Source organism: Kribbella sp. NPDC003505 (genome assembly GCF_040610875.1).
Taxonomy (GTDB): Bacteria; Actinomycetota; Actinomycetes; order Propionibacteriales; family Kribbellaceae; genus Kribbella.
This window is the reverse complement of the sequence record NZ_JBEXNA010000012.1, coordinates 221,197-244,726: the sequence shown is the minus strand read 5'-3', so window position 1 is coordinate 244,726 and position 23,530 is coordinate 221,197. Positions and strand designations below refer to the sequence as shown.

General features: G+C 70.3%; 25 protein-coding genes. 10 read left to right on the top strand and 15 right to left on the bottom strand.

From position 1 onward, the window contains the following. Positions 1–3: 3 nt before the first annotated feature. Together ABZX12_RS34245 and ABZX12_RS34240 are read left to right on the top strand one after the other, a co-directional pair. Positions 4–1,281 carry a VWA domain-containing protein gene (locus ABZX12_RS34245; protein WP_355699579.1) on the top strand — a complete coding sequence of 426 codons (1,278 nt, stop codon included), beginning with the start codon at positions 4–6 and terminating at the stop codon, positions 1,279–1,281. Next, a complete protein-coding gene (locus tag ABZX12_RS34240; protein ID WP_355699578.1) occupies positions 1,278–2,018 on the top strand; it encodes an FHA domain-containing protein in 741 nt (246 codons plus the stop codon). The genes ABZX12_RS34245 and ABZX12_RS34240 overlap by 4 nt, the downstream gene beginning before the upstream one ends. On the opposite strand, the gene ABZX12_RS34235 is transcribed toward ABZX12_RS34240, so the two are convergent. Together ABZX12_RS34235 and ABZX12_RS34230 are read right to left on the bottom strand one after the other, a co-directional pair. After that, complete coding sequence (locus tag ABZX12_RS34235; RefSeq protein ID WP_355699577.1) at positions 2,015–2,476, bottom strand: hypothetical protein; 462 nt, start codon at positions 2,474–2,476, stop codon at positions 2,015–2,017. The two genes, ABZX12_RS34240 and ABZX12_RS34235, sit on opposite strands and share 4 nt — an antisense overlap. A gap of 80 nt (positions 2,477–2,556) precedes the next feature. Further along, positions 2,557–3,489 (bottom strand): GNAT family N-acetyltransferase, encoded by a 933-nt coding sequence (locus ABZX12_RS34230; RefSeq protein ID WP_355699576.1) that lies wholly within the window; start codon positions 3,487–3,489, stop codon positions 2,557–2,559. Between the two features lie 215 nt (positions 3,490–3,704). Here ABZX12_RS34230 and ABZX12_RS34225 point away from each other — a divergent pair, with 215 nt between their 5' ends. Together ABZX12_RS34225 and ABZX12_RS34220 are read left to right on the top strand one after the other, a co-directional pair. Then, entirely contained in the window at positions 3,705–4,115 is a 411-nt protein-coding gene (locus tag ABZX12_RS34225) for a ribonuclease domain-containing protein (protein WP_355699575.1), read from the top strand. Positions 4,116–4,170: 55 nt separating this feature from the next. Next, positions 4,171–5,118 (top strand): glycoside hydrolase family 6 protein, encoded by a 948-nt coding sequence (locus ABZX12_RS34220; protein WP_355699574.1) that lies wholly within the window; start codon positions 4,171–4,173, stop codon positions 5,116–5,118. A 173-nt stretch (positions 5,119–5,291) separates the two neighbouring features. Here ABZX12_RS34220 and groL read toward each other — a convergent pair whose 3' ends face one another. Next, entirely contained in the window at positions 5,292–6,917 is a 1,626-nt protein-coding gene (groL, locus tag ABZX12_RS34215) for a chaperonin GroEL (RefSeq protein ID WP_355699573.1), read from the bottom strand. Positions 6,918–7,149: 232 nt separating this feature from the next. Between groL and ABZX12_RS34210 the strand changes: the two genes are divergently transcribed. Then, positions 7,150–7,713 carry a GNAT family N-acetyltransferase gene (locus ABZX12_RS34210; RefSeq protein WP_355699572.1) on the top strand — a complete coding sequence of 188 codons (564 nt, stop codon included), beginning with the start codon at positions 7,150–7,152 and terminating at the stop codon, positions 7,711–7,713. Here ABZX12_RS34210 and ABZX12_RS34205 read toward each other — a convergent pair. Genes ABZX12_RS34205 through ABZX12_RS34195 form a run of 3 tightly spaced genes read right to left on the bottom strand, consistent with a single transcriptional unit; the run spans position 7,694 to position 9,374 of the window. Further along, the gene (locus ABZX12_RS34205) at positions 7,694–8,029 is read right to left on the bottom strand and encodes an MmcQ/YjbR family DNA-binding protein (protein WP_355699571.1); all 336 of its coding nucleotides are present in this window, start codon (positions 8,027–8,029) and stop codon (positions 7,694–7,696) included. The two genes, ABZX12_RS34210 and ABZX12_RS34205, sit on opposite strands and share 20 nt — an antisense overlap. 32 nt (positions 8,030–8,061) lie before the next feature. Continuing rightward, positions 8,062–8,886 carry a PASTA domain-containing protein gene (locus ABZX12_RS34200; RefSeq protein WP_355699570.1) on the bottom strand — a complete coding sequence of 275 codons (825 nt, stop codon included), beginning with the start codon at positions 8,884–8,886 and terminating at the stop codon, positions 8,062–8,064. Continuing rightward, complete coding sequence (locus ABZX12_RS34195) at positions 8,883–9,374, bottom strand: SigE family RNA polymerase sigma factor (RefSeq protein ID WP_355699569.1); 492 nt, start codon at positions 9,372–9,374, stop codon at positions 8,883–8,885. Before ABZX12_RS34195 ends, ABZX12_RS34200 begins: the two co-directional genes overlap by 4 nt. Positions 9,375–9,503: 129 nt before the next feature. Here ABZX12_RS34195 and ABZX12_RS34190 point away from each other — a divergent pair, with 129 nt between their 5' ends. Beyond that, entirely contained in the window at positions 9,504–9,839 is a 336-nt protein-coding gene (locus tag ABZX12_RS34190; protein WP_355699568.1) for a PspC domain-containing protein, read from the top strand. 68 nt (positions 9,840–9,907) lie between these two features. On the opposite strand, the gene ABZX12_RS34185 is transcribed toward ABZX12_RS34190, so the two are convergent. Next, the gene (locus ABZX12_RS34185; protein WP_355699567.1) at positions 9,908–10,873 is read right to left on the bottom strand and encodes a glycerophosphodiester phosphodiesterase; all 966 of its coding nucleotides are present in this window, start codon (positions 10,871–10,873) and stop codon (positions 9,908–9,910) included. 169 nt (positions 10,874–11,042) lie between these two features. On the opposite strand from ABZX12_RS34185, the gene ABZX12_RS34180 reads away from it, so the two are divergent. Continuing rightward, entirely contained in the window at positions 11,043–12,761 is a 1,719-nt protein-coding gene (locus ABZX12_RS34180) for an ABC transporter ATP-binding protein (RefSeq protein WP_355699566.1), read from the top strand. Next, a complete protein-coding gene (locus ABZX12_RS34175) occupies positions 12,758–14,494 on the top strand; it encodes an ABC transporter ATP-binding protein (protein WP_355699565.1) in 1,737 nt (578 codons plus the stop codon). The genes ABZX12_RS34180 and ABZX12_RS34175 overlap by 4 nt, the downstream gene beginning before the upstream one ends. A gap of 65 nt (positions 14,495–14,559) precedes the next feature. Here the strand turns inward: ABZX12_RS34175 and ABZX12_RS34170 are convergent, their stop codons facing one another. Together ABZX12_RS34170 and ABZX12_RS34165 are read right to left on the bottom strand one after the other, a co-directional pair. Beyond that, positions 14,560–15,102 carry an rRNA adenine N-6-methyltransferase family protein gene (locus ABZX12_RS34170; RefSeq protein WP_355699564.1) on the bottom strand — a complete coding sequence of 181 codons (543 nt, stop codon included), beginning with the start codon at positions 15,100–15,102 and terminating at the stop codon, positions 14,560–14,562. 61 nt (positions 15,103–15,163) lie between these two features. After that, positions 15,164–16,303 (bottom strand): CapA family protein, encoded by a 1,140-nt coding sequence (locus ABZX12_RS34165; RefSeq protein WP_355699563.1) that lies wholly within the window; start codon positions 16,301–16,303, stop codon positions 15,164–15,166. Between the two features lie 106 nt (positions 16,304–16,409). Between ABZX12_RS34165 and map the strand changes: the two genes are divergently transcribed. After that, positions 16,410–17,177 (top strand): type I methionyl aminopeptidase, encoded by a 768-nt coding sequence (map, locus tag ABZX12_RS34160; protein ID WP_355699562.1) that lies wholly within the window; start codon positions 16,410–16,412, stop codon positions 17,175–17,177. 144 nt (positions 17,178–17,321) lie between these two features. Here map and ABZX12_RS34155 read toward each other — a convergent pair whose 3' ends face one another. The 3 genes from ABZX12_RS34155 to ABZX12_RS34145 are packed head-to-tail and all read right to left on the bottom strand — an operon-like array spanning position 17,322 to position 19,790. Then, positions 17,322–18,350 carry an Rv2578c family radical SAM protein gene (locus tag ABZX12_RS34155; RefSeq protein WP_355699561.1) on the bottom strand — a complete coding sequence of 343 codons (1,029 nt, stop codon included), beginning with the start codon at positions 18,348–18,350 and terminating at the stop codon, positions 17,322–17,324. A 32-nt stretch (positions 18,351–18,382) separates the two neighbouring features. Beyond that, positions 18,383–18,946 (bottom strand): DinB family protein, encoded by a 564-nt coding sequence (locus tag ABZX12_RS34150; protein WP_355699560.1) that lies wholly within the window; start codon positions 18,944–18,946, stop codon positions 18,383–18,385. Continuing rightward, entirely contained in the window at positions 18,927–19,790 is an 864-nt protein-coding gene (locus ABZX12_RS34145; RefSeq protein WP_355699559.1) for an NAD(P)H-binding protein, read from the bottom strand. Before ABZX12_RS34145 ends, ABZX12_RS34150 begins: the two co-directional genes overlap by 20 nt. A gap of 68 nt (positions 19,791–19,858) precedes the next feature. Here ABZX12_RS34145 and ABZX12_RS34140 point away from each other — a divergent pair, with 68 nt between their 5' ends. Then, the gene (locus ABZX12_RS34140) at positions 19,859–20,662 is read left to right on the top strand and encodes a TetR/AcrR family transcriptional regulator (RefSeq protein ID WP_355699558.1); all 804 of its coding nucleotides are present in this window, start codon (positions 19,859–19,861) and stop codon (positions 20,660–20,662) included. 15 nt (positions 20,663–20,677) lie between these two features. Here the strand turns inward: ABZX12_RS34140 and ABZX12_RS34135 are convergent, their stop codons facing one another. From ABZX12_RS34135 to ABZX12_RS34125, 3 genes are all read right to left on the bottom strand, one after another. Then, positions 20,678–21,655: a winged helix-turn-helix domain-containing protein gene (locus ABZX12_RS34135; protein ID WP_355699557.1), complete on the bottom strand. Its 978-nt coding sequence runs from the start codon at positions 21,653–21,655 to the stop codon at positions 20,678–20,680. A 99-nt stretch (positions 21,656–21,754) separates the two neighbouring features. Then, positions 21,755–23,305 (bottom strand): glutamine-hydrolyzing GMP synthase, encoded by a 1,551-nt coding sequence (guaA, locus tag ABZX12_RS34130; protein WP_355699649.1) that lies wholly within the window; start codon positions 23,303–23,305, stop codon positions 21,755–21,757. Positions 23,306–23,326: 21 nt separating this feature from the next. Next, complete coding sequence (locus ABZX12_RS34125) at positions 23,327–23,524, bottom strand: hypothetical protein (protein ID WP_355699556.1); 198 nt, start codon at positions 23,522–23,524, stop codon at positions 23,327–23,329. Between the last annotated feature and the right edge of the window lie 6 nt (positions 23,525–23,530).

The window sequence follows — 23,530 nt, the reverse complement described above, 5'->3', positions numbered from 1 at the left end:
GAGATGGCCGACTTCACCGCCACCGTTTACCAGAACGAGTTCCTGCCCGACGGCGGGACCGACGTGCACGCCATCGTCACGGTGAACTGCACCGGTGCCGGCGCCGCGGGACAGTCCGGCAGCGGCGACGCGGGTGAGATCATCATCGTCGACACCTCCGGCTCGATGGGCCGCGACGGGGTCCAGGCCGCCGCGTACGCCGCGCAGACCGCGCTCGACCAGATCCTCGACGGCGTCTGGTTCGCGGTGATCTCCGGCAACGACCGCGCGCAGCTGGCGTTCCCGCCGTCCGCGGAGCCGGTGATGGTCAAGATGGATCCGTACACCCGGCAGGCCGCCAAGGACGCCGTGTCCCGGTTCTACGCAGACGGCGGGACCGCGATGGGCACCTGGCTGCGGCTGGCCTCGCGGGTGTTCGCCACCGTGCCGTCACTGTCGCAGAAGCACGCGCTCCTGCTGACCGACGGCGAGAACCAGCACGAGACCCCGGAGGCACTGACCCAGGCGATCACCTCCGTCACCGGTCAGTTCCAGTGCGACGCCCGGGGCGTCGGTGTGGCCTGGCAGGTCGACGAGGTCCGGCGGATCGCGCAGGCGCTGCTCGGCACCGTCGACATCATCCCGGCGCCGGACCAGCTGGCCGCCGAGTTCGCCAAGATCATCCAGAACGCGATGAGCCGCGGCGTCGCCCAGGCCGATCTGCGCGTCTGGGCGCCGCAGGGCGCCGAGGTGCTGTTCGTCCGGCAGGTCGCGCCGACGGTCGAGGACCTGACATCGCGCCGTACGGCGGTGAACCCGCTGACCGGGTCGTATCCGACCGGCTCGTGGGGTGACGAGTCCCGCGACTACCACGTGGCGATCCGGCTGGCCGCGAAGGCGGTCGGGCAGGAGCAGCTCGCCGCGCGCGTGCAGCTGGTGCTCGGCGACGACACGGTCGCGCAGGGCCTGGTGAAGGCGCTGTGGTCCGCGGACGAGGCGCTCACCACCCGGATCAGCCCGGAGGTCGCGCACTACACCGGACAGACCGAGCTGGCGCAGGCGATCCAGGAAGGCCTGGCCGCCAAGGCCGCGGGTGACACCGCGACCGCAACCACCAAGCTCGGCCGGGCCGTGCAGCTCGCCGCGGCGACCGGCAACGAAGAAGCGACCACGCGGTTGCGCAAGGTCGTGGACATCGACGACCAGGAAACGGGTACGGTGCGGCTCAAGCGCACGGTCGAGAAGGCCGACGAGATGGCGCTCGACACAGCCTCCACCAAGACCACCCGGGTGCGGAAATGACCGTGAACTGTCCGAGCGGACACCCTTCCACGTCGACCGACTACTGCGACGTCTGCGGTCTGCCGATCGGCGCCGCCGCGACTCCGGCAGCGGCCGGCACCCCGGCTCCGGCCGTCGCGGCGCCCGGCCCGGCTGCTACGCCGGCACCGGCACCGGCAGGCCAGACCTGCCCGAACTGCTCCGAGCCGGCCGCAGCCGACGCGCTGTTCTGTGAGAGCTGCGGGTACGACTTCACCACCGGGACGATGCCGCGGCCCGCGTCCGCACTCGACCTGGGCCCCGACCCGGCGAGTCCGCCGCCCCCGCCGGCACCCGCCGCGGTGGCCGAGTGGGTCGTCGAGCGCTGGGTCGACCCCGATTGGTACGCCGTACAGCAGAGCGACGACCCGTGTCCGTCACCTGGTCTGCCGGCCGTGATCCCGCTGACCGAGAAGAGCCTGCTGATCGGCCGGCCGTCCAAGAGCCGCGGCATCTCGCCGGAGATCGACTGTGGCGACGACACCGGCGTCAGCCGCCGGCAGGCGCAGCTGACCACGGACGGCCAGCGCTGGTGGGTCGAGGACCTGCAGTCCTCCAACGGCACGTACGTCGCCTCCGCGGCCGGGCCGCTGCCGGAGACCCCGATCATCCCGGGCCAGCGCCAGGAGCTGAACCCGGACGACCGCATCTACGTCGGCGCCTGGACCCGCCTCGTGGTCCGCAAGGCGACGCCGGAGGAGCAGGCCGGCCAGGCCTAGTTGGCGCGGCCGGGTTGGGCCTGTTGGGTCCAGCCCGGCGCCGGGTTGAAGCACAGCCACTCGATCACGGTCGAGCCGATCACGATCGGGATCAGCCACGCCCACCACTGGTGCGGCAGCGAGACCACCGCGATCGCCGTCCAGAGTGCGACCCAGCCGCCGCCGTACCCGCGCAGCACGCCGCGGTACCAGAGTCCGCCGGGCGCCTCGGCCGCGCGCTGGCCGACGTACACGAACAGGTACGACGCGATCGTGATCGGCCAGAAGTACCAGAGCCGCGCCCAGTCGTACGGCACCATCACCAGCGCGGTCAGGCAGACCAGCGCGATCGCCCAGTGGTAGACCTCGCCGGCCCAGTTCAGCCCGCGGCGGCGCAGTGTGAACACGATCGCCAACGGGCCGAACAGGACGGCACCAACCCCCGCCAGGACATGCAGGATCAACGCGATGTCACGCATCGGCTCCCCCGGAGCTCTCTGACATGTCAGGAGCATAGGGATTCGGGCGTGGTGCGTCAGTACCTCGCGTCAGACAGGGCCTAGTTCTCCGGGAACGACAGCACGCGGCGGACCGCGAAGTTCCGGTATCCCTGGCGTTCGAAGCTCTTCGCCATCGGGACGTTGCCGAAGTCCGTGTCGGCCCGGATCTGCTCGGCGCCGGTCTCCGCGAGCAGGTGCGTGATCTCGGCCAGCAGGTCGTCGCTCAGCCCCTTGCCGCGGTGCTCCGGTACGACGCCGAGGTACCCGACCACCGGACCGCCCGCGTTCGCCGTCGGCAGCGCGAAACCGACCAGGTCACCGTCACCGTCGAACGCCAGCCGCCACAGGTCGCGGTCGCCCGGCATCGACTTGTACAGCGCCAACTCTTCCCGGGCCGCGCCCTCGACGCCCAGTCGCTTGATCTCCCGTGCGGTCGCAGCGTCCAGGCTGCCCTGGCTGACCCGCACGAACACGTCGACGAACGCCTCGTCGTCGGCCGGCCCGAACGTGAGCCGTGTGGAGCGTTCCGGCAGGCCGTACGCCGGTTTCCACTCGTACCGCAGCCGGTCGGTGACGTTGCTCATGCCGACCGCCGCGGCCGCGCGGGCCCGCGTCTCCAGCGCCGCGACGACGTCCGGCCGGTCCTGCCAGTCGCTGTCCAGGAAGAAGTGGTACTCCGGCGGCTCGGCGTCGGCCGGGCGCGAAGCGACGGCGTACTTCAGCAGCTCGGTCCACACCGGGACCGGGTCGCCGTCGCCGGCATAGTAGAGGCCGTCGATGCTGAACGGGTGGGTCTCGCCCGGGGCGCCCCACCAGATCACCAGCGCCTGGATGCTGCCGTTCTCCTCGACGACCCAGTTCCAGTCGTGCTTGTAGTAGCCCGCGGCAACGTATTCGCGGTAGCGGTCGAGCGTGACGGTGTTGACGGACTGCTGCTCGATCAGAGCAAGCATGGTGTCGAGGTCGGCCTCGACGGTGGTGCGGATGGTCACAGATCCTCCAGCAGGAGGCGCACTGCTCCGCTCAGTGCGAGCTGTGCGAGCGGATCGGGCGCGCCGGGAAACAAGTCAGTGTGTTCATCGGTCGCTCCTTCCGCTCCGGGATCTCTCTCGCCGCGCCAGACTCTAGAGGTACGACGGGGTCATAGTCCACCTGTTATTCACAGCTGGGATGTACCGACGCCGCTGCCCACGGGAAGCCTCCCGGCATGAGAACCCTCATCGCCGCCGTGGCCCTGGCAACCACCGTTGCCTTCGGCTCCACGGCCTACGCCGCCCCAGTCCCCACCACCGCTGCCGTGTCCGTCGTCAGCTCGCCGGCCGCGATCGACACCTGTGCTTTGAGTTCGTTGCCGCCCGAGGCCTCGGACACCCTCGACCTGATCCACTCCGGCGGACCGTTCCCGTACGACCAGGACGGCACCGTCTTCTCGAACCGGGAGGGCATCCTGCCGTCGGAGTCGAGCGGCTACTACCACGAGTACACCGTGATCACGCCGGGCTCCCCCGACCGCGGCGCCCGCCGGCTGGTCGGTGGCGGCGCGAAGACCACACCTGAGCACGTCTACTACACCGCCGACCACTACTCCTCGTTCTGCGAGGTCGACGAGAACAGCTGATCTGCCTGCGAGTAATGTCGGCGGCACGTTGAGTGATCAGGAGGGTCCTTCACCGATGCCGACTCTGCGTTTCACGACCGCGCTGTTGCTGACCGCCGCGCTGCTCGCTTTCGGTCCGCCCGAGTCCGGGCGGGCCGAAGCGACCGGTGATCCGTTGAAGCTGACCACCGAGTTCTACGTCGACCCGGCCTCGTCCGCGGCGGCCTACGTACGACGGCACCCGGAGGATACCGAGCTCGCGTCGAGGATCGCCGCGCAGGCGTCGGCGCGATGGGTCGGCGCGTGGAGCGGCGACGTGCAGACGGGCGTCACGGCGTACACGACGGCCGCGGACAAGGCCGGGAAACTGCCGGTGCTGGTGACGGACAACCTGCCCGGGCGCCAGTGCGGGATCGGCGGCGGGGCCGCGTCGGCGGCGGCGTACCGGACGTGGATCGCGGCCGTGTCGGCGGGGATCGGGGCGCGGCCCGCCGTGGTGGTGCTCGAGCCGGATGCGCTGGCGCGGCTCGACTGCTATCCGACCACGGAGTGGGACGGGCGGATCGCGCTGCTGAAGTACGCCGTCGGCGTGCTCGCGGCGAAGAACCCGAACACCTGGACGTACCTCGACGCCGGAAACGTGACGTCCGGCGAGGCGAAGGAGATGGCCCGCCGGCTGCGGCTCGCGGATGTCGGCAAGATCCGTGGGTTCGCCCTGAACACCGCGAACTACTTCACCACCGACCAGTCGGTAGCCCGCGGCAACGAAATCTTGCAGGCGCTCGGCGGCGGCACGCACTACGTCGTCGACACCAGCCGCAACGGCAACGGCTCCGACGGCAGTTCCTGCAACCCGCCGTCCCGCAAGCTCGGCACACCCCCGGCCCGCACCGCCGCCCCTGTGGACCTCCACCTCTGGCTCCGCACCCCCGGCGAATCCGACGGCCCCTGCGGCCTCACCCCCACCCTCCCCACCAGAACCTTCTCCCCCCTCCTGGCCCACCACCTCCTCAGGGGCACCTAACACGCTCTCGCCCCACTTTGTGCACCGGATCCGTACGGCGCGCGGCTCTGCGTACGGATCTGGTGCACAAAGTGGACCTGGCCGGTTCGGCCGGCGGGACGGGAAGCAGCAAGCGGTCCCGAGCCGGAGCTCGGGACCGCTTGGGGTACTGCGGGTGCTGTCGGACTACTGGATCAGAAGTCCATGCCGCCCATGTCGGGCGCGCCGCCCGGAGCGGCCGCGGCCTTCTCCGGCTTGTCGGCGATGACGGCCTCGGTGGTGAGGAACAGGGCCGCGATCGACGCCGCGTTCTGCAGCGCGGACCGGGTCACCTTGGCCGGGTCGATGATGCCGGTGGCGATCAGGTCGACGTACTCACCGGTCGCGGCGTTCAGACCGTGACCCGGCTCGAGGTTGCGGACCTTCTCCACCACGACGCCGCCCTCGAGGCCGGCGTTCACGGCGATCTGCTTCAGCGGCGCCTCGACGGCCTTGCGCACGATCTCCGCACCGGTCGCCTCGTCACCCTCGAGCTCCAGCTTCTCGAACGCGACCACGGACGCCTGCAGCAGCGCCACGCCGCCACCGGCGACGATGCCCTCCTCGACGGCCGCCTTCGCGTTGCGAACGGCGTCCTCGATGCGGTGCTTGCGCTCCTTCAGCTCGACCTCGGTGGCCGCGCCGACCTTGATCACCGCAACGCCGCCGGCCAGCTTGGCCAGCCGCTCCTGCAGCTTCTCGCGGTCGTAGTCGGAGTCCGACTTCTCGATCTCGGCGCGGATCTGGTTCACCCGGCCGGTGATCTGGTCGGCGTCGCCCGAGCCCTCGACGATGGTCGTCTCGTCCTTGGTGACGACGATCTTGCGGGCCTGGCCGAGCAGCTCCAGGTCGACGGTGTCGAGCTTGAGGCCGACCTCCTCGGAGATCACCTCGCCGCCGGTGAGGACGGCGATGTCGACGAGCATGGCCTTGCGGCGGTCACCGAAGCCCGGCGCCTTGACGGCGACGGCCTTGAAGGTGCCCTTGATCTTGTTGACGACCAGGGTGGCCAGGGCCTCGCCCTCGACGTCCTCGGCGATGATCGCCAGCGGCTTGCCGGTCTGCATGACCTTCTCCAGCACCGGGACCAGGTCCTTGATGCTGCCGATCTTGCTGTTCACGACCAGGATGTACGGGTCGTCGAGGACGGCCTCCATCCGGTCGGTGTCGGTCACGAAGTACGGCGAGATGTAGCCCTTGTCGAAGCGCATACCCTCGGTGAGCTCGAGCTCGAGGCCGAAGGTGTTGCTCTCCTCGACGGTGATGACGCCTTCCTTGCCGACCTTGTCCATCGCCTCGGCGATGATCTGGCCGACCTGGGTGTCCGCGGCGGAGATCGACGCGGTCGAGGCGATCTGCTCCCGGGTCTCGACGTCCTTGGCCAGCGACAGCAGCTGCTCGCTGACGGCCTCGGTCGCCTTCTCGATGCCCTTCTTCAGGCCCATCGGGTTGGCGCCGGCGGCGACGTTGCGCAGCCCCTCGCGGACGAGAGCCTGGGCCAGCACGGTGGCGGTCGTCGTACCGTCACCCGCGACGTCGTCGGTCTTCTTGGCAACTTCCTTGACGAGCTCGGCCCCGATCTTCTCGTACGGGTCCTCGAGCTCGATCTCCTTGGCGATGGAGACGCCGTCGTTGGTGATCGTGGGTGCGCCCCACTTCTTCTCCAGCACGACGTTGCGGCCCTTCGGGCCGAGCGTCACCTTGACCGCGTCGGCGAGGGTGTTCATTCCCCGCTCGAGGCCGCGGCGCGCCTCTTCATCGAACGAAATCAGCTTGGGCATTCTCCGCGAGTCCTCCCGCGTCGAGTTCTGTGGTCCAGCCGGCTCGATGCCCGCGACGGACGGCACCGGCACCGCGACGCTCATGTCCCGCCGCACTCCGGCACCTCATCGAGGCCGTCTTCTTGCACACCCCGCGAGCGCGAGTTCTTATCACTCTCACCCATGGAGTGCTAACCAAGTATTAGCACTCGCCCCAAGCGAGTGCAAGCCAGCCCCCGGCTACGGTGACCCCATGGTGAACGTACGCCCGGCCGGCCCGGACTCCTGGCCCGACGTCGCGACGGTGATGGGCGAGCGCGGCGACCCCTCCCGCTGCTTCTGCCAGTACTTCCGCCTCCGCGGCAAGGCGTGGTCCGGCAGCAGCCCCGCGGACAACCGTGAGGGCCTCCGGGCGCAGGTCTGTGACGGCGAGTTGCCACCCGGTGTCGTTGCGTACGACGGGGACGCTCCGGTCGGCTGGTGCGCCGTCGGGCCGCGGACGTCGTACCCGCGGGTGGTCGCCTTGCCCAACTGGCGCACGGACCACCAGGACGCGTGGGTGATCACCTGCTTCGTCGTACCGGTCGGCCACCGCCGCAAGGGTGTCGCGGGCGAGCTGGTCCGCGGAGCCCTTGAGCTGGCCCGCTCGTACGGCGCCCCCAACGTCGAAGCGTGTGCCGTCGACACCACGACTGCCGGCCGCATCCCCTCCGCCGACCTGTACCGCGGCCCGCTGTCCGTCTACCTCGACGCCGGCTTCACCGAGATCAGCCGCACCAGCCCGCAGTGGGTCCTGGTCAGGCGTCCAGCTGGGTGACCAGGTACTTCGGGGCGGTGAGGCGGTATGCCTCCGTGATCAGCTCGGCCAGCTCTTCCTCGTCGGCGAGGTCCAGCTGGATCAGGATCCAGGCGAACCGGCCGCCCTCCCAGGAGGCTTCGTAGACCTCCGGGTTCTCGGCGACGAGTGCCTCCTGCTCCTCGCGGAGCGCCTTCAGGTGCATCCGCGTCTGGTCCTCGGACAGGTACGCGAAGCTCTTGTTGCGCACCTTGAAGACCGGCTGCCCGGCCCACCCCTCGCGCTCCTCTGCACCCGGCAGCCCCGCCATCACCTTCACCACCGCCTGCGCGTCCATAGCAGGCACGCTAGGCGGCCCCGCCGACAGTTTCACTTGACCACGGTGACCGTCACGGTCGATGCGTTCGCCACCATCGTTCCGACGGCCGGCGAGACACCTAGGACCGATCCGCGAGGGTAGTTGGGGTTCGCCATGGAACGGTACGAAACCTTCAGACCCAGCCCCCGGAGCACCGCCGCGTACTTCGCTCCCGACAGCGGCATCGCCATCGACGAGTAGCTCGGCACGCCGACCCGGTCCGGCACGATCACGATCCGCGACAGGATCCGGTCGACCTCCGCGGCGCTGGTGGACGACTGGGCCTCGAACCAGACCTGCAGGGACGGTATCCACACGGTGGCGGAACAGGTCAGGACGTGCCGGTAGTTGTCTTGGCTGCAGGTTGTCCGTTGCCGCTCGGCCCGCACACCGTCGATCGTGAGCGTCTCGTCGGCGCGGAACTGCGTTCTCGGCGTGGTCGCGACCCGCACACTGTCGACACCGGCCACGGGAAACGCCATGCAGTACTGGAGCTCGGTCGGGTCGGCGATGAGAACCGTGTCTCGCCTGGGCGTACCACACATGCTCTGGTTCGTTCCCCAGCTCTGCGGCACGGCGATGGCCGCGTGCCCCTGGCCCACCAGACGTGTGGGGACCGCCGGAGCTGGTGAGGTCACGGGTGCGGTGCGTTCGGGCGAGGTCAGCAGGGTCGTACCGCCGACCACTGCTGCTACTGCGACGGCCGCGGCGCCTGTGATTCCCGCCGTACGGCGTCGGCGGCGTCGGGTTGCCCCGGCTCGCAGTGCGTCGAGCGGGGGTGGGCCGACGGGTGTGTGAGCGGCGGTTCGTTCCAGGAGGTCGGTCAGGTCGGTCATCGGGGTTCTCGCAGTTCTGCCAGGTGTGGGTCCTGCGCCAGGGCTTTCACCGCTCGGGACAGTCGGCTCTTGATGGTGCCGGCCGCGACGCCCAGCACGGACGCCATCTGTTGCTCGCTGAGGTGCGCGTAGTACCGCAGTACGACGGCAGTGCGCTGGTCACCGGGCAGGCGGTCGAGCGCGCGCATCACGGCGTCCGTGTCGTCGACACCGGCCGTCTGATCGCTCCCCGGCGCTTCCGGGAGGGACGCCGAGGGCAGTTCCCCGTGCCAGCGGCGCCGACGGGACGACCGGAAGCAGTTGACCAGTACGCGGTGCACGTACGCGTCCCGGTCCTCCGCGACCCGCACCCGGTTCCACTTGAGCAGACAGCGCTCCAGCGCGGACTGGACGAGGTCCTCGGCCTCAGGCGGCGTACAGCCGAGCAAGACCGCGGACCGGACCAGCGTTGGCCAGCGCGCAGTGACGTACTCGGTGAACTCGTCCATGTCCCTCCTCACCCTTAGAGACAGGCTGGGGTGTGACGAGGGTTCCACGAAAGTCGTCGGGGTCGGATCAGGGGCGGGTCGGTACCGATCCGGATGTGGCGCGGGGTGCCGAAACGGGACAGTGGAGCCATGACGAACTCCAACGCACCGTTCCAGAACCTCTCCGGCAAGGTCCTCCGTCGTTCCGCGAACCAGCGGATGCTCTCCGGCGTGTCCGGCGGCATCGCCGAGTACCTGAACGTCGACGTGACCCTGGTCCGCCTCGGCTGGGTCGGCCTCACCCTGATCACCGGCGGCGCCGCAATGATCGGCTACGCGGTCGCCTGGATCGTGATGCCCGAGTCCGACGGCAAGGCGGTCTGGCAGAACGTCCAGCACTCGGTCAACCAGAACCAGGACACCACCGAGCAGGACATCGCCTCCCGCATCTACGACGACACCAACAACAAGCCCCCGGCGGCGTGAGCAGGACTGCGCCCAGAGGAGGCGCAGGACTCCAGGCGGGGTGATCGCGGGCAGCGGTCGCCCCGCTGCTACACGTTCAGGGCCGGCTTGCGGACAGTGGCGACAGTCTGGTCGGGGTGGTCGGTGAAGACGCCCTGCAGGCCGAGGGCCGCGAAGCGGGTCAGTTCGGTGGGGAAGTCGGTGGCGGTGGGGAGAAAGCGGCGTTCGGCGCGGAAGGTCCAGACCTGGACGGCCAGTCCGGCGCGGTGGGCGTGGTCGACCAGGCGGGTGGGTTCGCCGAGGCAGCCGGCGGCTGTGCGGGGCAGGACGAGGTCCTTGTACGGCGCCAGCACCTGCGCGTAGGTCGCGATCTCCCGGAGGCCGCGGGGCTCGATCAGGTCGGCGTACGTGCGGCCGTCGCCGATCCGCAGGAAGTCGTTCGGTGCGCTCTCGGAGTCGATCAGCTGCACCAGCGGGACGCGTGTCATCACTGACAGCCGGCGCAGGCTCGTCGGTTCGAAGGACTGGATCATGACCTCGTCGGGGCGCAGCCCGAGCGCCAGGATCCGCTCTGTCAGCAGCTCCTCCAGCGGCAGGCCGAGCCGCCGGAAGTACGCCGGGTGCTTGATCTCCGGGATCACCCCGATCGGCCGGCCGAGCCGCGCCGACTCCCGGCGCGCCAGTGCGACCACGTCGTCGAAGGTGGGGATCTCCTCGAGCCCGTCGTAGGCCGTGTTGCTCGCCCGGAGCGCGGGCATCCGCTCCCGGGCCCGCAAGGTCCGCAGCTCGGCGTACGTGAAATCCTCGACGAACCAGCCGGTGACCGCGGTCCCGTCGACGATCTTGGTGATGTTCCGGTCCGCGAACACCGGGTGCTCCGCGACGTCCGTCGTACCGGAGATCTCGTTCTCGTGCCGGCAGACCAGGACGCCGTCGAGCGTGGCGACCAGATCCGGCTCCAGGTAGTCGGCTCCCTGGACCGCCGCCAGCCGGTAGGCCCCCGTCGTGTGTTCCGGGCGGTAGCCACTGGCTCCGCGATGCGCGATCACCAACATGGATCCAGGACAGGGGCCCGACATGGCCCGACGGGAACCCGTTGCCCAACGCAAGGTGAAGGTCTACCGACCGTCACCACGCAGCACGCCGGCCGGCCGCGGGCGGGGTCCACAGGTGCGAGTAATTCGCATGCGGACTGTCCGTGGCGACACCTAGCCTGAGTGGGCCATGAGACAACTTCCACTCGCCGATCCCGGCGTCCCGAACCATCGCTCGCCGGCCCGCTACCTGTGGTGGGTCGCGGGCGGTCAGGCCCGCACGCTCGCCGGCGGGATGACCTTCGGCATCCTGTGGATGGCGGCGCAGGCCTTCATCCCGGCGATCCTCGGGCGGGCGATCGACGAGGGCATCGCGGCGCAGGACGGCGAGCGGCTGCTGCGCTGGACCGCGCTGCTGTTCGCGGTCGGCGTGGTGCAGGCGACGGCGGGCATCATGCGACACCGGTTCGCGGTCACCAACTGGCTGACCGCGGCGTACCGGACGGTCCAGGTGGTGACGCGGAAATCCGCTGACCTCGGCGCCACGCTGCCCAAGCAGCTCGCCACCGGCGAGGTGGTCAGCATCGGCGCCGGCGACCTGTCCTACATCGGCAACCTGATGGAGATCTCGGCCCGGTTCGCGGGCGCGATCGTCGCGTTCGCCGTGGTGGCGGCGATCCTGCTGTCGTCGTCGACCGTGCTCGGCCTGGTGGTGCTGATCGGCGTGCCGATCATGCTGTTCTGCCTCGGCCCGATGCTGCGGCCGCTGCACAAGCGGCAGTCCGCGCAACGCGAAGCGGTCGGCGAGCTGAACTCGCTCGGCTCCGACATCGTGGCAGGCCTGCGGGTGCTGCGCGGCATCGGCGGCGAGGACTCCTTCTCCCGGCGGTACCGCACGGAGTCGCAGCAGGTCCGGCAGGCGGGCGTGCGGGTGGCCGGCATCCAGTCCGTGCTGGACGCGGCGCAGGTGTTGCTGCCGGGCGTCTTCGTCGTGCTGGTGGTCGGCCTGGGTGCGCACTTCGCGCTGCGCGGAGAGCTCAGCGCGGGCTCACTGGTCGCGTTCTACGGCTATGCGACGTTCCTCGTGCTGCCGTTGCGGACGGCGACCGAGTTCGCCAACCAGCTGATGCGCGGGCTGGTCGCCGCGGGCCGGGTGATCCGCGTGCTGAAGCTGGAGACCGAGATCACCGAGCCGGAGACGTCGGTGCGGCTGCCGGAGCACGGAGACCTGGTCGATCCGGTCTCGGGCATCCGCGCCCGCGACGGTCTGCTGACCGCGGTGGTCAGCGCGGAGCCCGACAGCTACGGCGAGCTCGCCGACCGCCTGGGTCGGTATGACGACGCCAGCGAGGTCAGATACGGCGGTGTGACGCTGGCCAGCGCCACGCGTGCCGACATCCGTGAGCGGATCCTGGTCAGCGACACAGGCTCCCAACTGTTCACCGGACACCTGCGCACGGAGCTGGACCCGTCCGGCCGGTGCACCGACGACGAACTGATGGCCGCGATGCGTACGGCGTCGGCGGAGGACGTGCTGGTCGCGCTGCCGGACGGCTTCGACTCCGAGGTGGAGGAGAAGGGCCGCTCGTTCTCGGGTGGGCAGCGTCAGCGACTGGTGCTGGTGCGCGCGCTGCTCGCCGACCCGTCCGTGCTGGTGCTGGTCGAGCCGACGTCGGCCGTGGACGCGCACACCGAGGCACGGATCGCGGACCGGCTGCGCGAGCACCGATCCGGTCGCAGCACCGTCGTGCTGACCGCGAGCCCGCTGCTGCTGGACCGCGTCGACGAGGTGATCTTCGTCGCCGCCGGCCGAGTGGTTGCTACCGGCAAGCACCGCGAGCTGCTCGAGACCACCCCGCAGTACCGCCGTACCGTCACCCGTCAGACCGAAGAGGAGGCCGTCCGATGAGGCAGATCCTGCCCGTGGCCGGGTCGGCCGAGATCCGGCGGCATGCCCGGCGGCTGGCCCGCCGGCACCCACGCGCTCTGCTGATCGCGCTCGGGCTGCACGGGTTGGCGGCGGTCACGGGTCTGGCCGCCCCGCGGCTGATCGGCGGCTTGGTGGAGGACGTTCAGAACGGCACCACTGCCGCGAAGGTCAACCTGGTGATCGCCGTGATCGCCGGTTTCATCGTCGCGCAGTCGCTGCTGACCCGCTGGGCGCGGTACCGGTCGTTCGCGCTGGGCGAGCAGGTGCTGGCCGAGCTGCGGGAGGAGTTCGTCGACAACGCGCTGGCGCTCCCGATCGGCACCGTCGAGCGGGCCGGCACCGGCGACCTGTTGTCGCGGACGTCGCGGGACGTCGACACGCTGTCCCGCACCGTGCGCTTCGCCGTACCGGAGACGATCATCGCGTTCGTGACCGTGGTGTTCACCGTGGTCGCAACGACGCTGGTCGGCGTCTGGGTGCTGGTGCCGCTGGTCGCGATGGTCCCGTTGCTCTGGCTGAGCACGAAGTGGTACCTGCGCCGAGCCAAGGACGGCTACCTCCGGGAGAACGCGGCGTACGCGCAGATGACCAGCTCGCTCGCCGAAACGGTCGAAGGCGCGCGCACCGTCGAGGCCCTCCGGCGGTACGACGACCGCGTGCGGCGCGGCGACGCGGACATCCGCGGCAGCTATCTGGCGGAGCGCTACACGCTGTTCCTCCGCACCGTGTACTTCCCGGCCGCCGAGCTCGGGTACCTCGTGCCGGTCGTCGGCACGCTGCTGTTCGGCGGCTGGATGCACCTCAACGGCCACGCGTCGCTCGGCGCCGTCACGGCCGCCGTGCTGTACGTGAACCAGCTGATCGACCCGGTCGACCGGCTGCTGTCCTGGCTGGACGAGCTCCAGTCCGGCGGCGCGGCGTTCGCCCGGCTGCTCGGCATCAGCGACGTGCCGGACGACCGGACGCCGTCGGGACAGGCACCGGCCGGTGAGCTGGTCGAGGCCCGCGACGTGCGGTTCTCGTACGTCGACGGTCGCGACGTGCTGCACGGCGTCGACCTGACGATCCAGCCGGGTGAGCGGATCGCCATGGTCGGGCCGTCCGGCGCGGGCAAGTCGACGCTGGGCCGGCTGGTCGCGGGCATCCACCCGCCCCGGACCGGTTCGGTGACGGTCGGCGGCGTCGGGATGACCGAGCTGCCGCTGGACGCGCTGCGCAAGCAGGTCGCGCTGGTCACGCAGGAGCATCACGTCTTCGTCGGCACGCTGCGGGACAACCTGTCGATGGCGCGTCCCTCGGCGACCGACGCGGAGCTGCTCGACGCGCTCGGTGCGGTGGACGCGCGGGAGTGGGCCGAAGCGCTGCCGGACGGTCTCGACACCCGCGTCGGATCGGGTCAGCTGGCGTTGACCCCGGCGCAGGCGCAGCAGTTGGCGCTGGCGCGGCTGGTGCTGGCGGACCCGCACACACTGGTCCTCGACGAGGCGACCTCGCTGATCGACCCGCGGGCCGCGCGGCACATGGAGCGCTCGCTGGCCGCCGTACTGGAAGGCCGGACGGTGATCGCGATCGCCCACCGGCTCTACACCGCGCACGACGCCGACCGCGTCGCCGTGGTGGAGGACGGCCGGATCTCGGAGCTGGGCAGCCACGACGAGCTGGTCGCCCGCCAAGGCTCGTATGCCGCCCTCTGGAACTCCTGGCACGGCTGAGACCTGAACGGGTGGGCTGGGACCTGAAATAGCAGGTCCCAGCCCACAATTGCTGGTCTCAGGTTCTAGCGTTTGCGCAGTATCAACACTGCTGAATCGACATGCGGCGGTGGGGTGAAAGCCTTGCGGGGAAGGCGAAGCCCGATCGACGGGTCGTAGTGGCGGAACCAGCGGTTCGCCCCGGGCGCGTCGCCGCGAACCCACCGATTCGCCACCTGCCGCTGCAGCACCAGATCGGCCGACACCAGGCGGGAGCCCGGCGACAGCAAGCGCTTCAGCAACAACGTGGAGATGTTGTACGGCGGACTCGACACCACCCGGAACGGGCGCGACGGCAACCGCAGGTCACCGGCATCGGCCCGGACGACCGTCACCGGCGCGTCGGCGAACCGACGGCGCAACCGATCCGCCCGGCCGGGATGGAGTTCGACGGCGACCACCCGGGCGCCGGCCCGGACCAGCGGCGCGGTCAGCGCACCGAGGCCGGCCCCGACGTCGAGGACGAGCTCGCCGGGAACGATCCCGGCCGCGTCCACGACCCGTTGCGCCCAACGACTATCGAGCGGATGCCATCCCCAGGCACCCCGCGCCTGCCCGGAGGCGGGCACGACGGACCATCACGAAGTACGTAATCATGCGCCCGACCCTAGACCGCCGCAACGCCATGACTCAAAGCATTTTCGGCCTCGCGCCCAGTGCCGTCACGGTGTCCGTCGTCCGCCGCTGCGCCAGCTCCAGACGGCTGCGCCGGGCGGTGTCCTTCGCGAGCTCCCGGCGTACGTCGAGGACCCTGACCGGCAGGTCGTCCGTCATCAGCAGCGGCGCATACTCGGCCTCGGTCGTCCAGCGGTCGCCGCTGCGGGTGAACGTGAAGCGGGCCAGCAGCCCTTCGGCCTTGGTGCTGTCGGGTTCGCGATGCGCGGCCACCAGGTTGCCGAGTCCGTACGCGACCCACTTGCCGTCGATCTCCTCCATCGGCTGCACGACGTGCGCGTGGTGGCCGATCACCAGGTCGATGTTGCTGTCGGCAAGCAGTTGCGGGGCGATCTCGCGCTGCTGGTCGTTGAGCTTGCTGGAGTACTCCGTACCCCAGTGGCAGCTGACCAGCACGAGGTCGGCGCCGCGGTCCCGGGCTTCTCGCGCCTTCAGCTTGATCGTCTTCGTGCTGATCGTGCCGGCCCGCCAGGTCTGGCCGTTCGGATACGGCAGGCCGTTGAATCCGAAGGTGAAACTCAGTGAAGCGACCTTCACTCCGTGGACGTCGACGATCGTGATCTCCTCGGCCTCCGCCCGCGAGCGTGCCGTGCCGGCGTGCTTGAGGCCCACCTTGTCCAGCGTGTCGAGCGTCCGGTCGACGCCGTCCGCGCCGCCGTCGAAGCTGTGATTGCTCGCGGTCGTGCACAGGTCGTACCCGGTCTGCTTGAGCGCCGCGGCGATCTGCGGCGGGCCCTGGAAGAGCGGGTACCCGTGGTACGGACCGCCCGCGCGGGCGAGCGGTGTCTCCAGGTGCGCGATGGCGAGATCCGCCTTCTGCACCAGGGGTTTCACGCTGCTCATCAACGGCGCGAAGTCCCAGCGGCCGCCCTTGCCGTCACGTTTCGCGGTGGTCCACAGCCGCTCGTGCAGCAGGACGTCGCCGGTCGCGACCACGGTCAGCCGCTCGGGCTGCTTGTCCGGCTTCGCCTTCGGCGTCGGCGTGGGCCTACCGGCGGGCGTGCTCGCGTACGTGTCCGCGATACACCCGCTCGTCGCCACCGCCGCGGCGCCGGCGAGTACTCCCCCGAGCACCGCGCGTCGTCGTACCGCCATCCCCTGCCCCCAAAACTCTGCTGTTGTCGTCTAAGACGCTGTGCGGGGCGGATTGGTTGAGAGCGCGTTGTGGTAGGACTGCCGGTATAACTATCCCGGAGGAACCATGGTCGAGTTGAAGACACCGGCGCAGATCGAGCAGATGCGCGTCGCCGGGCGGGTCGTCGGCACCGCGCTCGCGACGGTGAAGAAGGAGGCCGCGGTCGGGGTGTCCTTGCGCGAGCTCGACGAGGTGGCGCGCGACGTACTGCGGGCTGCCGGCGCGGTGTCGCTGTTCGACGGGTACCAGCCCGGTTTCGCGGCATCGCCGTTCAGCGGCGTGATCTGCACGTCGGTGAACGACGCCGTCCTGCACGGGCTGCCGTCGGACCTGCGGCTCGCCGATGGCGACCTGCTGAACGTGGACTGCGGCGCCTCGGTCGACGGGTGGTGCGCGGACTCGGCGATCAGCTTCTGCGTCGGCACCCCGCGCGCCGAGGACCTGGAGCTGATCGCGACGACCGAAGAGGCGCTGGCGGCCGGAATCGCCGCCGCCGTCGCGGGCCACCGGATCGGCGACATCGGCGCCGCGATCGGCCGGGTCGGGAAGGACGCCGGATTCGGCACGAACCTGGACTTCGGCGGCCACGGCGTCGGCCGGCGCATGCACGAGGACCCGCACATCCCCAACGGCGGCCGCCCCGGCCGCGGCCTCAAACTCCATGCCGGCCACGTCTTCGCGATCGAGCCCTGGTTCTGGGCGGGCCCCGGGTCCGCCTACACCATCGACGACGACGGCTGGACCCTCCGCTCCAGCGACGGCACCCGAGGCGCCCACGCCGAACACACCGTAGCCATCACCCCCGAAGGCCCCCAGATCCTCACCCTCCCCTGACAACTGGGGATGCGGTCGCCCGAGCACTCTCGGCCTGCGGGTGGACAGGAGGTGTCGGTCGGCTGGGTAGTGCACCTGAGTCTGGTCGGCTCGGCGCGTACGGTGTCTCGGCGGTGCTCTACCTGTCGAACTGCAGATCCTGCTTCAGAACAGCCGTTGCTGGGATGGGGTGCTGGCGGGTTTGGTGGGGTGCATGCCTCGGATTGGTTCCGAGCGGTGGGACGAGGGGCCGGCGAAGCCGTGTTTCTCCAGGAGGGGGCGGATCTTCTCCTCGAAGGTGTTGCGGTAGCTCGGGGAGGCGTAGGCGCCTCGGGCGTACAACGACTCGTACCGGCTGACCAGGTGCGGGTGGTCGTGGGCGAGCCATTGCATGAACCAGTCCTTGACGCCGGGGCGTAGGTGCAGGACGAGCGGGGTCACGCCGGTGGCGCCGGCGGCGGAGAGTTCTTCAAGCAGGTGGTCCAACTGGTCGGTCGAGTCTGTCAGCCAGGGGAGGACGGGCGCGACCATGACGCCGCACGGGAGGCCGGCGGCGCGGAGGGCGCGGATGAGATCGAGGCGGCCGCGGACCGACGGCACGCCGGGCTCCAGACGCCGGCGTAGCTCCTCGTCGCCGAGCGCGAGCGAGATGCCGATACCGACGGAGACGTCGGCCGAGGCCGCCGACAGCAGATCGAGATCGCGGCGGAGCAGCGTGCCCTTGGTGAGGATGGAGAACGGCGTGCCGGACGACGCGAGGGCGTCGATGATGCCGGGCATCAGGCGGTAGCGGCCCTCGGCGCGCTGGTACGGGTCCGTGTTGGTGCCCAGGGCGACCCGCTCGTGCCGCCAGGACGGGCGAGCGAGCTCGCGGCGCAGGACGTCGGCCACGTTCGTCTTCACGACGATCTGCTGGTCGAAGTCGCGGCCGGTGTCGAACTCGAGGTAGGTGTGCGTCGGCCGAGCGAAGCAGTACCGGCAGGCGTGGGTGCACCCGCGGTACGGATTCACGGTCCAGTTGAACGGCAGCGCCGATCCGGGCACCGAGTTCAGCACCGAGCGGGCGAGCACCTCATGGAACGTGACGCCCTGGAACTCGGGCGTCGTCACCGACCGGACCAGCCCGGCGATCGCCCCGAGCCCGGGCAACGTCCCCGGGGTCTCGGCGTCGATCTGCTGCCCGGCCCACCTCACGCCTCATAGTCGAACACATGTTCCCGTAGGCGTCAAACAGCGGCGTGCGCGGCCTCCTCGACCTTCGCGCGGTAGGCCTGCCACCACGCGGCGTCCTGCTCGGGGAGGTTCGAGTTGTCGGCGCGCAGGCCGGCGGCGCCGTCCACCTGTTCGCGGATGATGTCGGCGTGGCCCGCGTGCCGGCAGGTTTCGGCGAGGACGTGGACGAGCATCCCGTGCAGCGTGACCGACGACTTGCGCCACCACGGGACATTCCCGACCGCCGACAGGTCGAGCGCTTCGATCGTCGCGTCGGCGTGCGCACACGCGCGCCGGTAGCGGTCGACGATCTCGGCGCGCGTCTCGTCGGCCGTGGCCCACATCTCGACGTTCGGCTCGGCGTCGTCGTCCCACCAGGTCAGCTCTTCGGGGAACGGCCGGTCGAAGCTCTTGCCGAAATACCAGGCCTCGACGATCGTCAGGTGCTTGACCAGACCGAGCAGGTTCGTGCCGGTCGGCGTCAGCGGCCGGCGGATGTCGTACTCGCCGAGACCGTCGAGCTTCCAGACGATCGCCTCGCGGGCATTACGGAGGTAGTCATGCAGAGTTTCCTTCACGCCCGCGATCATGCCGGAAGGCGCCGACGTTCGAGAACGCCCACTCGCGGTACGTCGTTCCCGGCCGGCCGGTCAGCTCGACCACGGCCGGCTCCGGCTTCATCGGGTGCTCGGCCATCATCCGGAAACCGTCCAGCAGCCACTGCGCCGTCTCGAGCCCGATCACCGGCGCCAGACCGTCCAGGTACTCCTGCGGCGTGAGCTCCTCGAACCGCACCTCCCGCCCGATTGCGTCCGCAATGCACGCGACCTGCTCCACAGGCGTGATCCCCTCAGGCCCGCTCATCGTGATCTTCTGCCCGCCGTACGCCGAGGACAGCAGCACCACCCGCGCCACCGCCGCGATGTCGGCGAGGTCGATCGGCGTCTGCACGGCGCCGGCGTACGGCGCGCGCACGACGGAGTCGGCCTTGATCGACGGAGCCCAGTCGAGCGTGTTGTTCATGAACTGCCCGGGCCGCAGGAACGTCCAGTCGAAGCCGGCCGCCTCGATCGCCCGCTCGATCCGGTAGTAGTGCCACGTCGACGGATCACCCTGCGCCTCGTACTCCGCGGGCTCCCCCGACAGTACGACGACCCGCCGCACGCCGGCGTCCAGCGCGCAGCGGACGAAGTCGTCGACATACGCCGGAAGCGGCGCCAGGTACACCGTGTCGATGCCTGCGAGCGCCGCGGGCAGCGTCTCGGGCTTGCCGAGATACCCGCGCGCGACCTCTACCCCCGGCGGCAGCGCGGCCCGGGCCGGCTGGTTGGTCAGCGCCCGCACCGGCGCTCCGGCCGCGACCAGTTCGTCGACCAGCAGGCGCCCCACACTCGCGGTCGCACCCGTCACCAGGATGGTCATCCGGATCTCCCCTCACTCGAATTCTCGTAGGGTATACGAGAATTAATCGAAGCGCCTATCGTAGGGCCGTGAGCGAGCGGCGGAGTGGCGAGGGGCAGCCGGACAAGACGCTGGCGCTGCTGTGGCGAAACCACCGCCAGCCGGCCGCCGATGAGCTCGTCGACAGAGCGGCGCGCAAGCGGGGCGCGGGCCGTCGGCCGTCGCTGAACGTGGACGACGTCGTGCGCACGGGCATCCAGCTCGCGGACGACCAAGGCTTGGCAGCCGCGTCGATGGGCGGGCTGGCGAAGGAGCTCGGCGTCGGCACGATGACGCTCTACACGTACGTGCCGTCGAAGGACGAGCTGCTCGACCTGATGGTCGACCAGGTGCTCGGCGAACGCGAGCTGCCGGGCCCTGGTGAGGCGCGACCGGAGGACTGGCGGGACCAGGTCGAGATCTACTCCGAGCAGACCCGTGCGATGTTCCAGCGGCACCTGTGGCTGTCACAGGTGTCGACGATCCGCCCGCCGGTCGGCCCGGGCATGCTGGCCGGCCGCGAGTACCTGCTGTCCGCGCTGCTCGGCCTCGGACTCGGCGCGCTCGAGACCAACACGGCCGCGCTCGCCGTCACGACGTACGTCGACTCCGCGGCGAGTCTCGAGGCGGAGAGCCGGCTCGTCGAGCGCGCGACCGGCCAGACCAACGACGCCTGGTGGTATGAGCGGAACGACCTGTGGGAGACGTACTTCGACGTCGACAGGCATCCCGCGATGACCGCGATCTGGCACGCGGACGGCTACCAGTCGTCCACCCGGGAGGCCGCCGCCGACTCGTACCGGTACGGCCTGGACCGCCTCCTCGACGGCATCCAGTCCATGAAACCCCAATAGCCCAAGGGCTCCGGCTCAGCCGCGGACACCGGTGAGGACGTCCGCGCCGACCGGGTTCAGCATGTGCCGCACGGAGCTGCCGATGCGGCGCGTCGTCACCAGGCCGGTGTCGTGCAGGACGCGCGCGTGCTCACTGGCCGAGGCCAGAGAGATGCCGGCACGGACCGCGAGTTCGCTGGTCGAGCAGGCGCCGCTCGAGATGCTCCGCAGCACCCGCGCCCGGGTCTTCCCGAGCAGATCGGCGACGGCGCCGTCACGGTCCGCCCGGCGGGTGACGACCGGGAAGGCCTCGTGCCGGACCGGGTACACCAGGACCGGCGGCAGCGCGGGATCGAGCAGCATCATCGGGTACTTCCAGCAGAAGAACGACGGCACCAGCCGCAGTCCGCGGCCGTTCAGGTGCAGGTCGCGGTCGATGTGCGGCAGGTCGACCGACAGCACCGGCGCGTCCCAGTGCAGCGTCGGGTGCAGCTGCGGGATCAGCGACTCGAGCCCGCCGTTCGCGACCGTGTCGTTGTGCTTGGCAACGGCCGGCTCGATCGCGGTCGTGATCATCGGCATCTGCGGCGCGATCTTGGTCCGGTGGAACGACTTCAGGCCCTGCACGAGCCGGTGCATCACGGCGGTCTCGCCGGCCGCGAGCCGCCGGGTCCAGGCGGGCAGCCGGACGGTGTCGGACAGCCGACCCAGCTCGGACCGCAGCTGACCGGGCGGCGTGGCAGCGACGGCCGCCAGTCCCGCCTCGAGTCCCTCGCCCGCAGCCCGCGGTGTCAGGAAGTCCGGCGAGTACCCCACTGGCGGGGTCACCGCGAGCAACTCCTGCTCCAGGGCGCTCAGCCGGGCTCTGGCCCGCTCGCGCCACCTGCCGAACGTCTCCGGCTCGTCATCGGTCTGCAGGACGTGGAGACCCAGCAGGACCTCCCACAACGGATCGGGCTGCTGCGCGATCGTCGTCCTCGCCAGATCCGCACACTCGAAATAAACGCGGAACACCACGGTCTCCTCCCCCGAGGAATATCACCCGCCGTGGTCAACGGGCGACACTACGACACTAACAGTCGTGGGGGTCACCCGCTGTGACTGCGGTCGCACTCACTCCCACTCGATGGTGCCCGGGGGCTTGCTGGTGACGTCGAGGGTGACGCGGTTGACCTCGTCGACCTCGTTGGTGATCCGGGTGGAGATCTTCTCGATCACGTCGTACGGCAGGCGGGCCCAGTCGGCGGTCATCGCGTCCTCGCTGGTGACCGGGCGCAACACGACGGGGTGACCGTACGTCCGGCCGTCGCCCTGGACGCCGACCGACCGGACGTCGGCCAGCAGGACCACCGGGAACTGCCAGATGTCGCGGTCGAGCCCGGCCGCGGTGAGCTCGGTGCGGGCGATCAGGTCCGCGGCGCGGAGGATGTCCAGCCGCTCGCGGGTGACCTCGCCGATGATCCGGATGCTCAGGCCGGGACCCGGGAACGGGTGCCGGTAGACCATCGTCTCCGGCAGGCCAAGCGCCAGGCCGAGCTCACGGACCTCGTCCTTGAACAGCGTCCGCAGCGGCTCGATCAGGCTGAACTGCAGGTCGTCCGGCAGGCCGCCGACGTTGTGGTGCGACTTGATGTTCGCCGCGCCCGCGCCGCCGCCGGACTCCACGACGTCCGGGTACAGCGTGCCCTGGACCAGGAACTCGATGTGCCGCTCGGCGTCCACCTTGCGCGCGGTCGCCTCGAACGTGCGGATGAACTCCCGGCCGACGATCTTCCGCTTCTGCTCGGGGTCGGTCACCCCGGCCAGCGCGGTCAGGAACTGCTCCTCGGCGTCGACCGCCTCCAGCCGGATCCCGGTCGCGGCGACGAAGTCCTTCTCGATCTGCTCCGACTCCCCGGCCCGCTGCAGGCCGTGGTCGACGTACACACACGTCAACTGGTCACCGATCGCCTTGTGCACCAGGGCCGCCGCGACCGCGGAGTCCACACCGCCGGACAGCGCGCACAGCACCTGCTTGTCGCCGACCTGCTGCCGGATCAGCTCGACCTGCTCGTCGACGACGTTGGTCGTCGTCCAGTCGCCCTTGCAGCCGGCAATGTCGTACAGGAAGTGCTCCAGCACGGCCTGCCCGGCCTGCGAGTGCAGGACCTCCGGGTGCCACTGGACGCCGGCGAGTCGCCGGTCCAGGTCCTCGAACGCGGCCACCGGCGCGCCCTCGGAGGCGGCGAGCACCGCGAAGCCGGCGGGCGGCGCGTGCACCGCGTCACCGTGCGACATCCACACGTTCAGGTCCTCGGGGATACCGGCCAGCAGCGTGCCGGCCGCGCTCACCGTGACCGGCGTCCGGCCGAACTCGCGCAACCCGGTCCGCCGGACGTCGCCGCCGAGCGTCTGCGCCATCGCCTGGAACCCGTAGCAGATCCCGAACGCCGCGACGCCGGCCTCGAACAGTCCGGACTCGACCCGCGGCGCGCCCTCGGCGTACACCGACTGCGGGCCGCCGGACAGGATGATCGCCTTCGGCTGCTTGGCCAGCATCTCCTCGACCGGCATCGAGTGCGGCACGATCTCGGAGTACACCTTCGCCTCGCGCACCCGGCGGGCGATCAGCTGCGCATACTGCGCGCCGAAGTCGACGACCAGGACCAGCTCGTGCTGCGGGATTTCGTGGGCCACGCGCAAAGCCTATCGGTGCAGGTCAGCAGGGCTGTAATCCGCCGAACGCCGCGGCGCCGGCAGCGGGTCGTTGGTGACGTCCAGGCCCGGGAACCGGCGCCGCATCGCGGCCTCGTGACGGGCGGCCGCGGCCGGTTCGCCGATGTAGTCCGCGATTTGGTGCGGTCCGAACCACAGCCGCACCCGGCGGCGCGATGGGAAGCTCACGAGAGG

Excerpts from the sequence above, each read along its gene's own strand:
- ABZX12_RS34190 (WP_355699568.1), top strand. The coding sequence starts at position 9,504 with ATGACGAACTCCAACGCACCGTTCCAGAACCTCTCCGGCAAGGTCCTC.
- ABZX12_RS34195 (WP_355699569.1), bottom strand. The coding sequence starts at position 9,374 with ATGGACGAGTTCACCGAGTACGTCACTGCGCGCTGGCCAACGCTGGTC.
- ABZX12_RS34180 (WP_355699566.1), top strand. The coding sequence starts at position 11,043 with ATGAGACAACTTCCACTCGCCGATCCCGGCGTCCCGAACCATCGCTCG.
- ABZX12_RS34240 (WP_355699578.1), top strand. The coding sequence starts at position 1,278 with ATGACCGTGAACTGTCCGAGCGGACACCCTTCCACGTCGACCGACTAC.
- ABZX12_RS34185 (WP_355699567.1), bottom strand. The coding sequence starts at position 10,873 with ATGTTGGTGATCGCGCATCGCGGAGCCAGTGGCTACCGCCCGGAACAC.
- ABZX12_RS34200 (WP_355699570.1), bottom strand. The coding sequence starts at position 8,886 with ATGACCGACCTGACCGACCTCCTGGAACGAACCGCCGCTCACACACCC.
- ABZX12_RS34145 (WP_355699559.1), bottom strand. The coding sequence starts at position 19,790 with ATGACCATCCTGGTGACGGGTGCGACCGCGAGTGTGGGGCGCCTGCTG.
- ABZX12_RS34175 (WP_355699565.1), top strand. The coding sequence starts at position 12,758 with ATGAGGCAGATCCTGCCCGTGGCCGGGTCGGCCGAGATCCGGCGGCAT.
- groL (WP_355699573.1), bottom strand. The coding sequence starts at position 6,917 with ATGCCCAAGCTGATTTCGTTCGATGAAGAGGCGCGCCGCGGCCTCGAG.
- ABZX12_RS34235 (WP_355699577.1), bottom strand. The coding sequence starts at position 2,476 with ATGCGTGACATCGCGTTGATCCTGCATGTCCTGGCGGGGGTTGGTGCC.
- ABZX12_RS34245 (WP_355699579.1), top strand. The coding sequence starts at position 4 with ATGGCCGACTTCACCGCCACCGTTTACCAGAACGAGTTCCTGCCCGAC.
- ABZX12_RS34205 (WP_355699571.1), bottom strand. The coding sequence starts at position 8,029 with ATGGACGCGCAGGCGGTGGTGAAGGTGATGGCGGGGCTGCCGGGTGCA.
- map (WP_355699562.1), top strand. The coding sequence starts at position 16,410 with ATGGTCGAGTTGAAGACACCGGCGCAGATCGAGCAGATGCGCGTCGCC.
- ABZX12_RS34225 (WP_355699575.1), top strand. The coding sequence starts at position 3,705 with ATGAGAACCCTCATCGCCGCCGTGGCCCTGGCAACCACCGTTGCCTTC.
- ABZX12_RS34210 (WP_355699572.1), top strand. The coding sequence starts at position 7,150 with ATGGTGAACGTACGCCCGGCCGGCCCGGACTCCTGGCCCGACGTCGCG.
- ABZX12_RS34220 (WP_355699574.1), top strand. The coding sequence starts at position 4,171 with ATGCCGACTCTGCGTTTCACGACCGCGCTGTTGCTGACCGCCGCGCTG.
- ABZX12_RS34165 (WP_355699563.1), bottom strand. The coding sequence starts at position 16,303 with ATGGCGGTACGACGACGCGCGGTGCTCGGGGGAGTACTCGCCGGCGCC.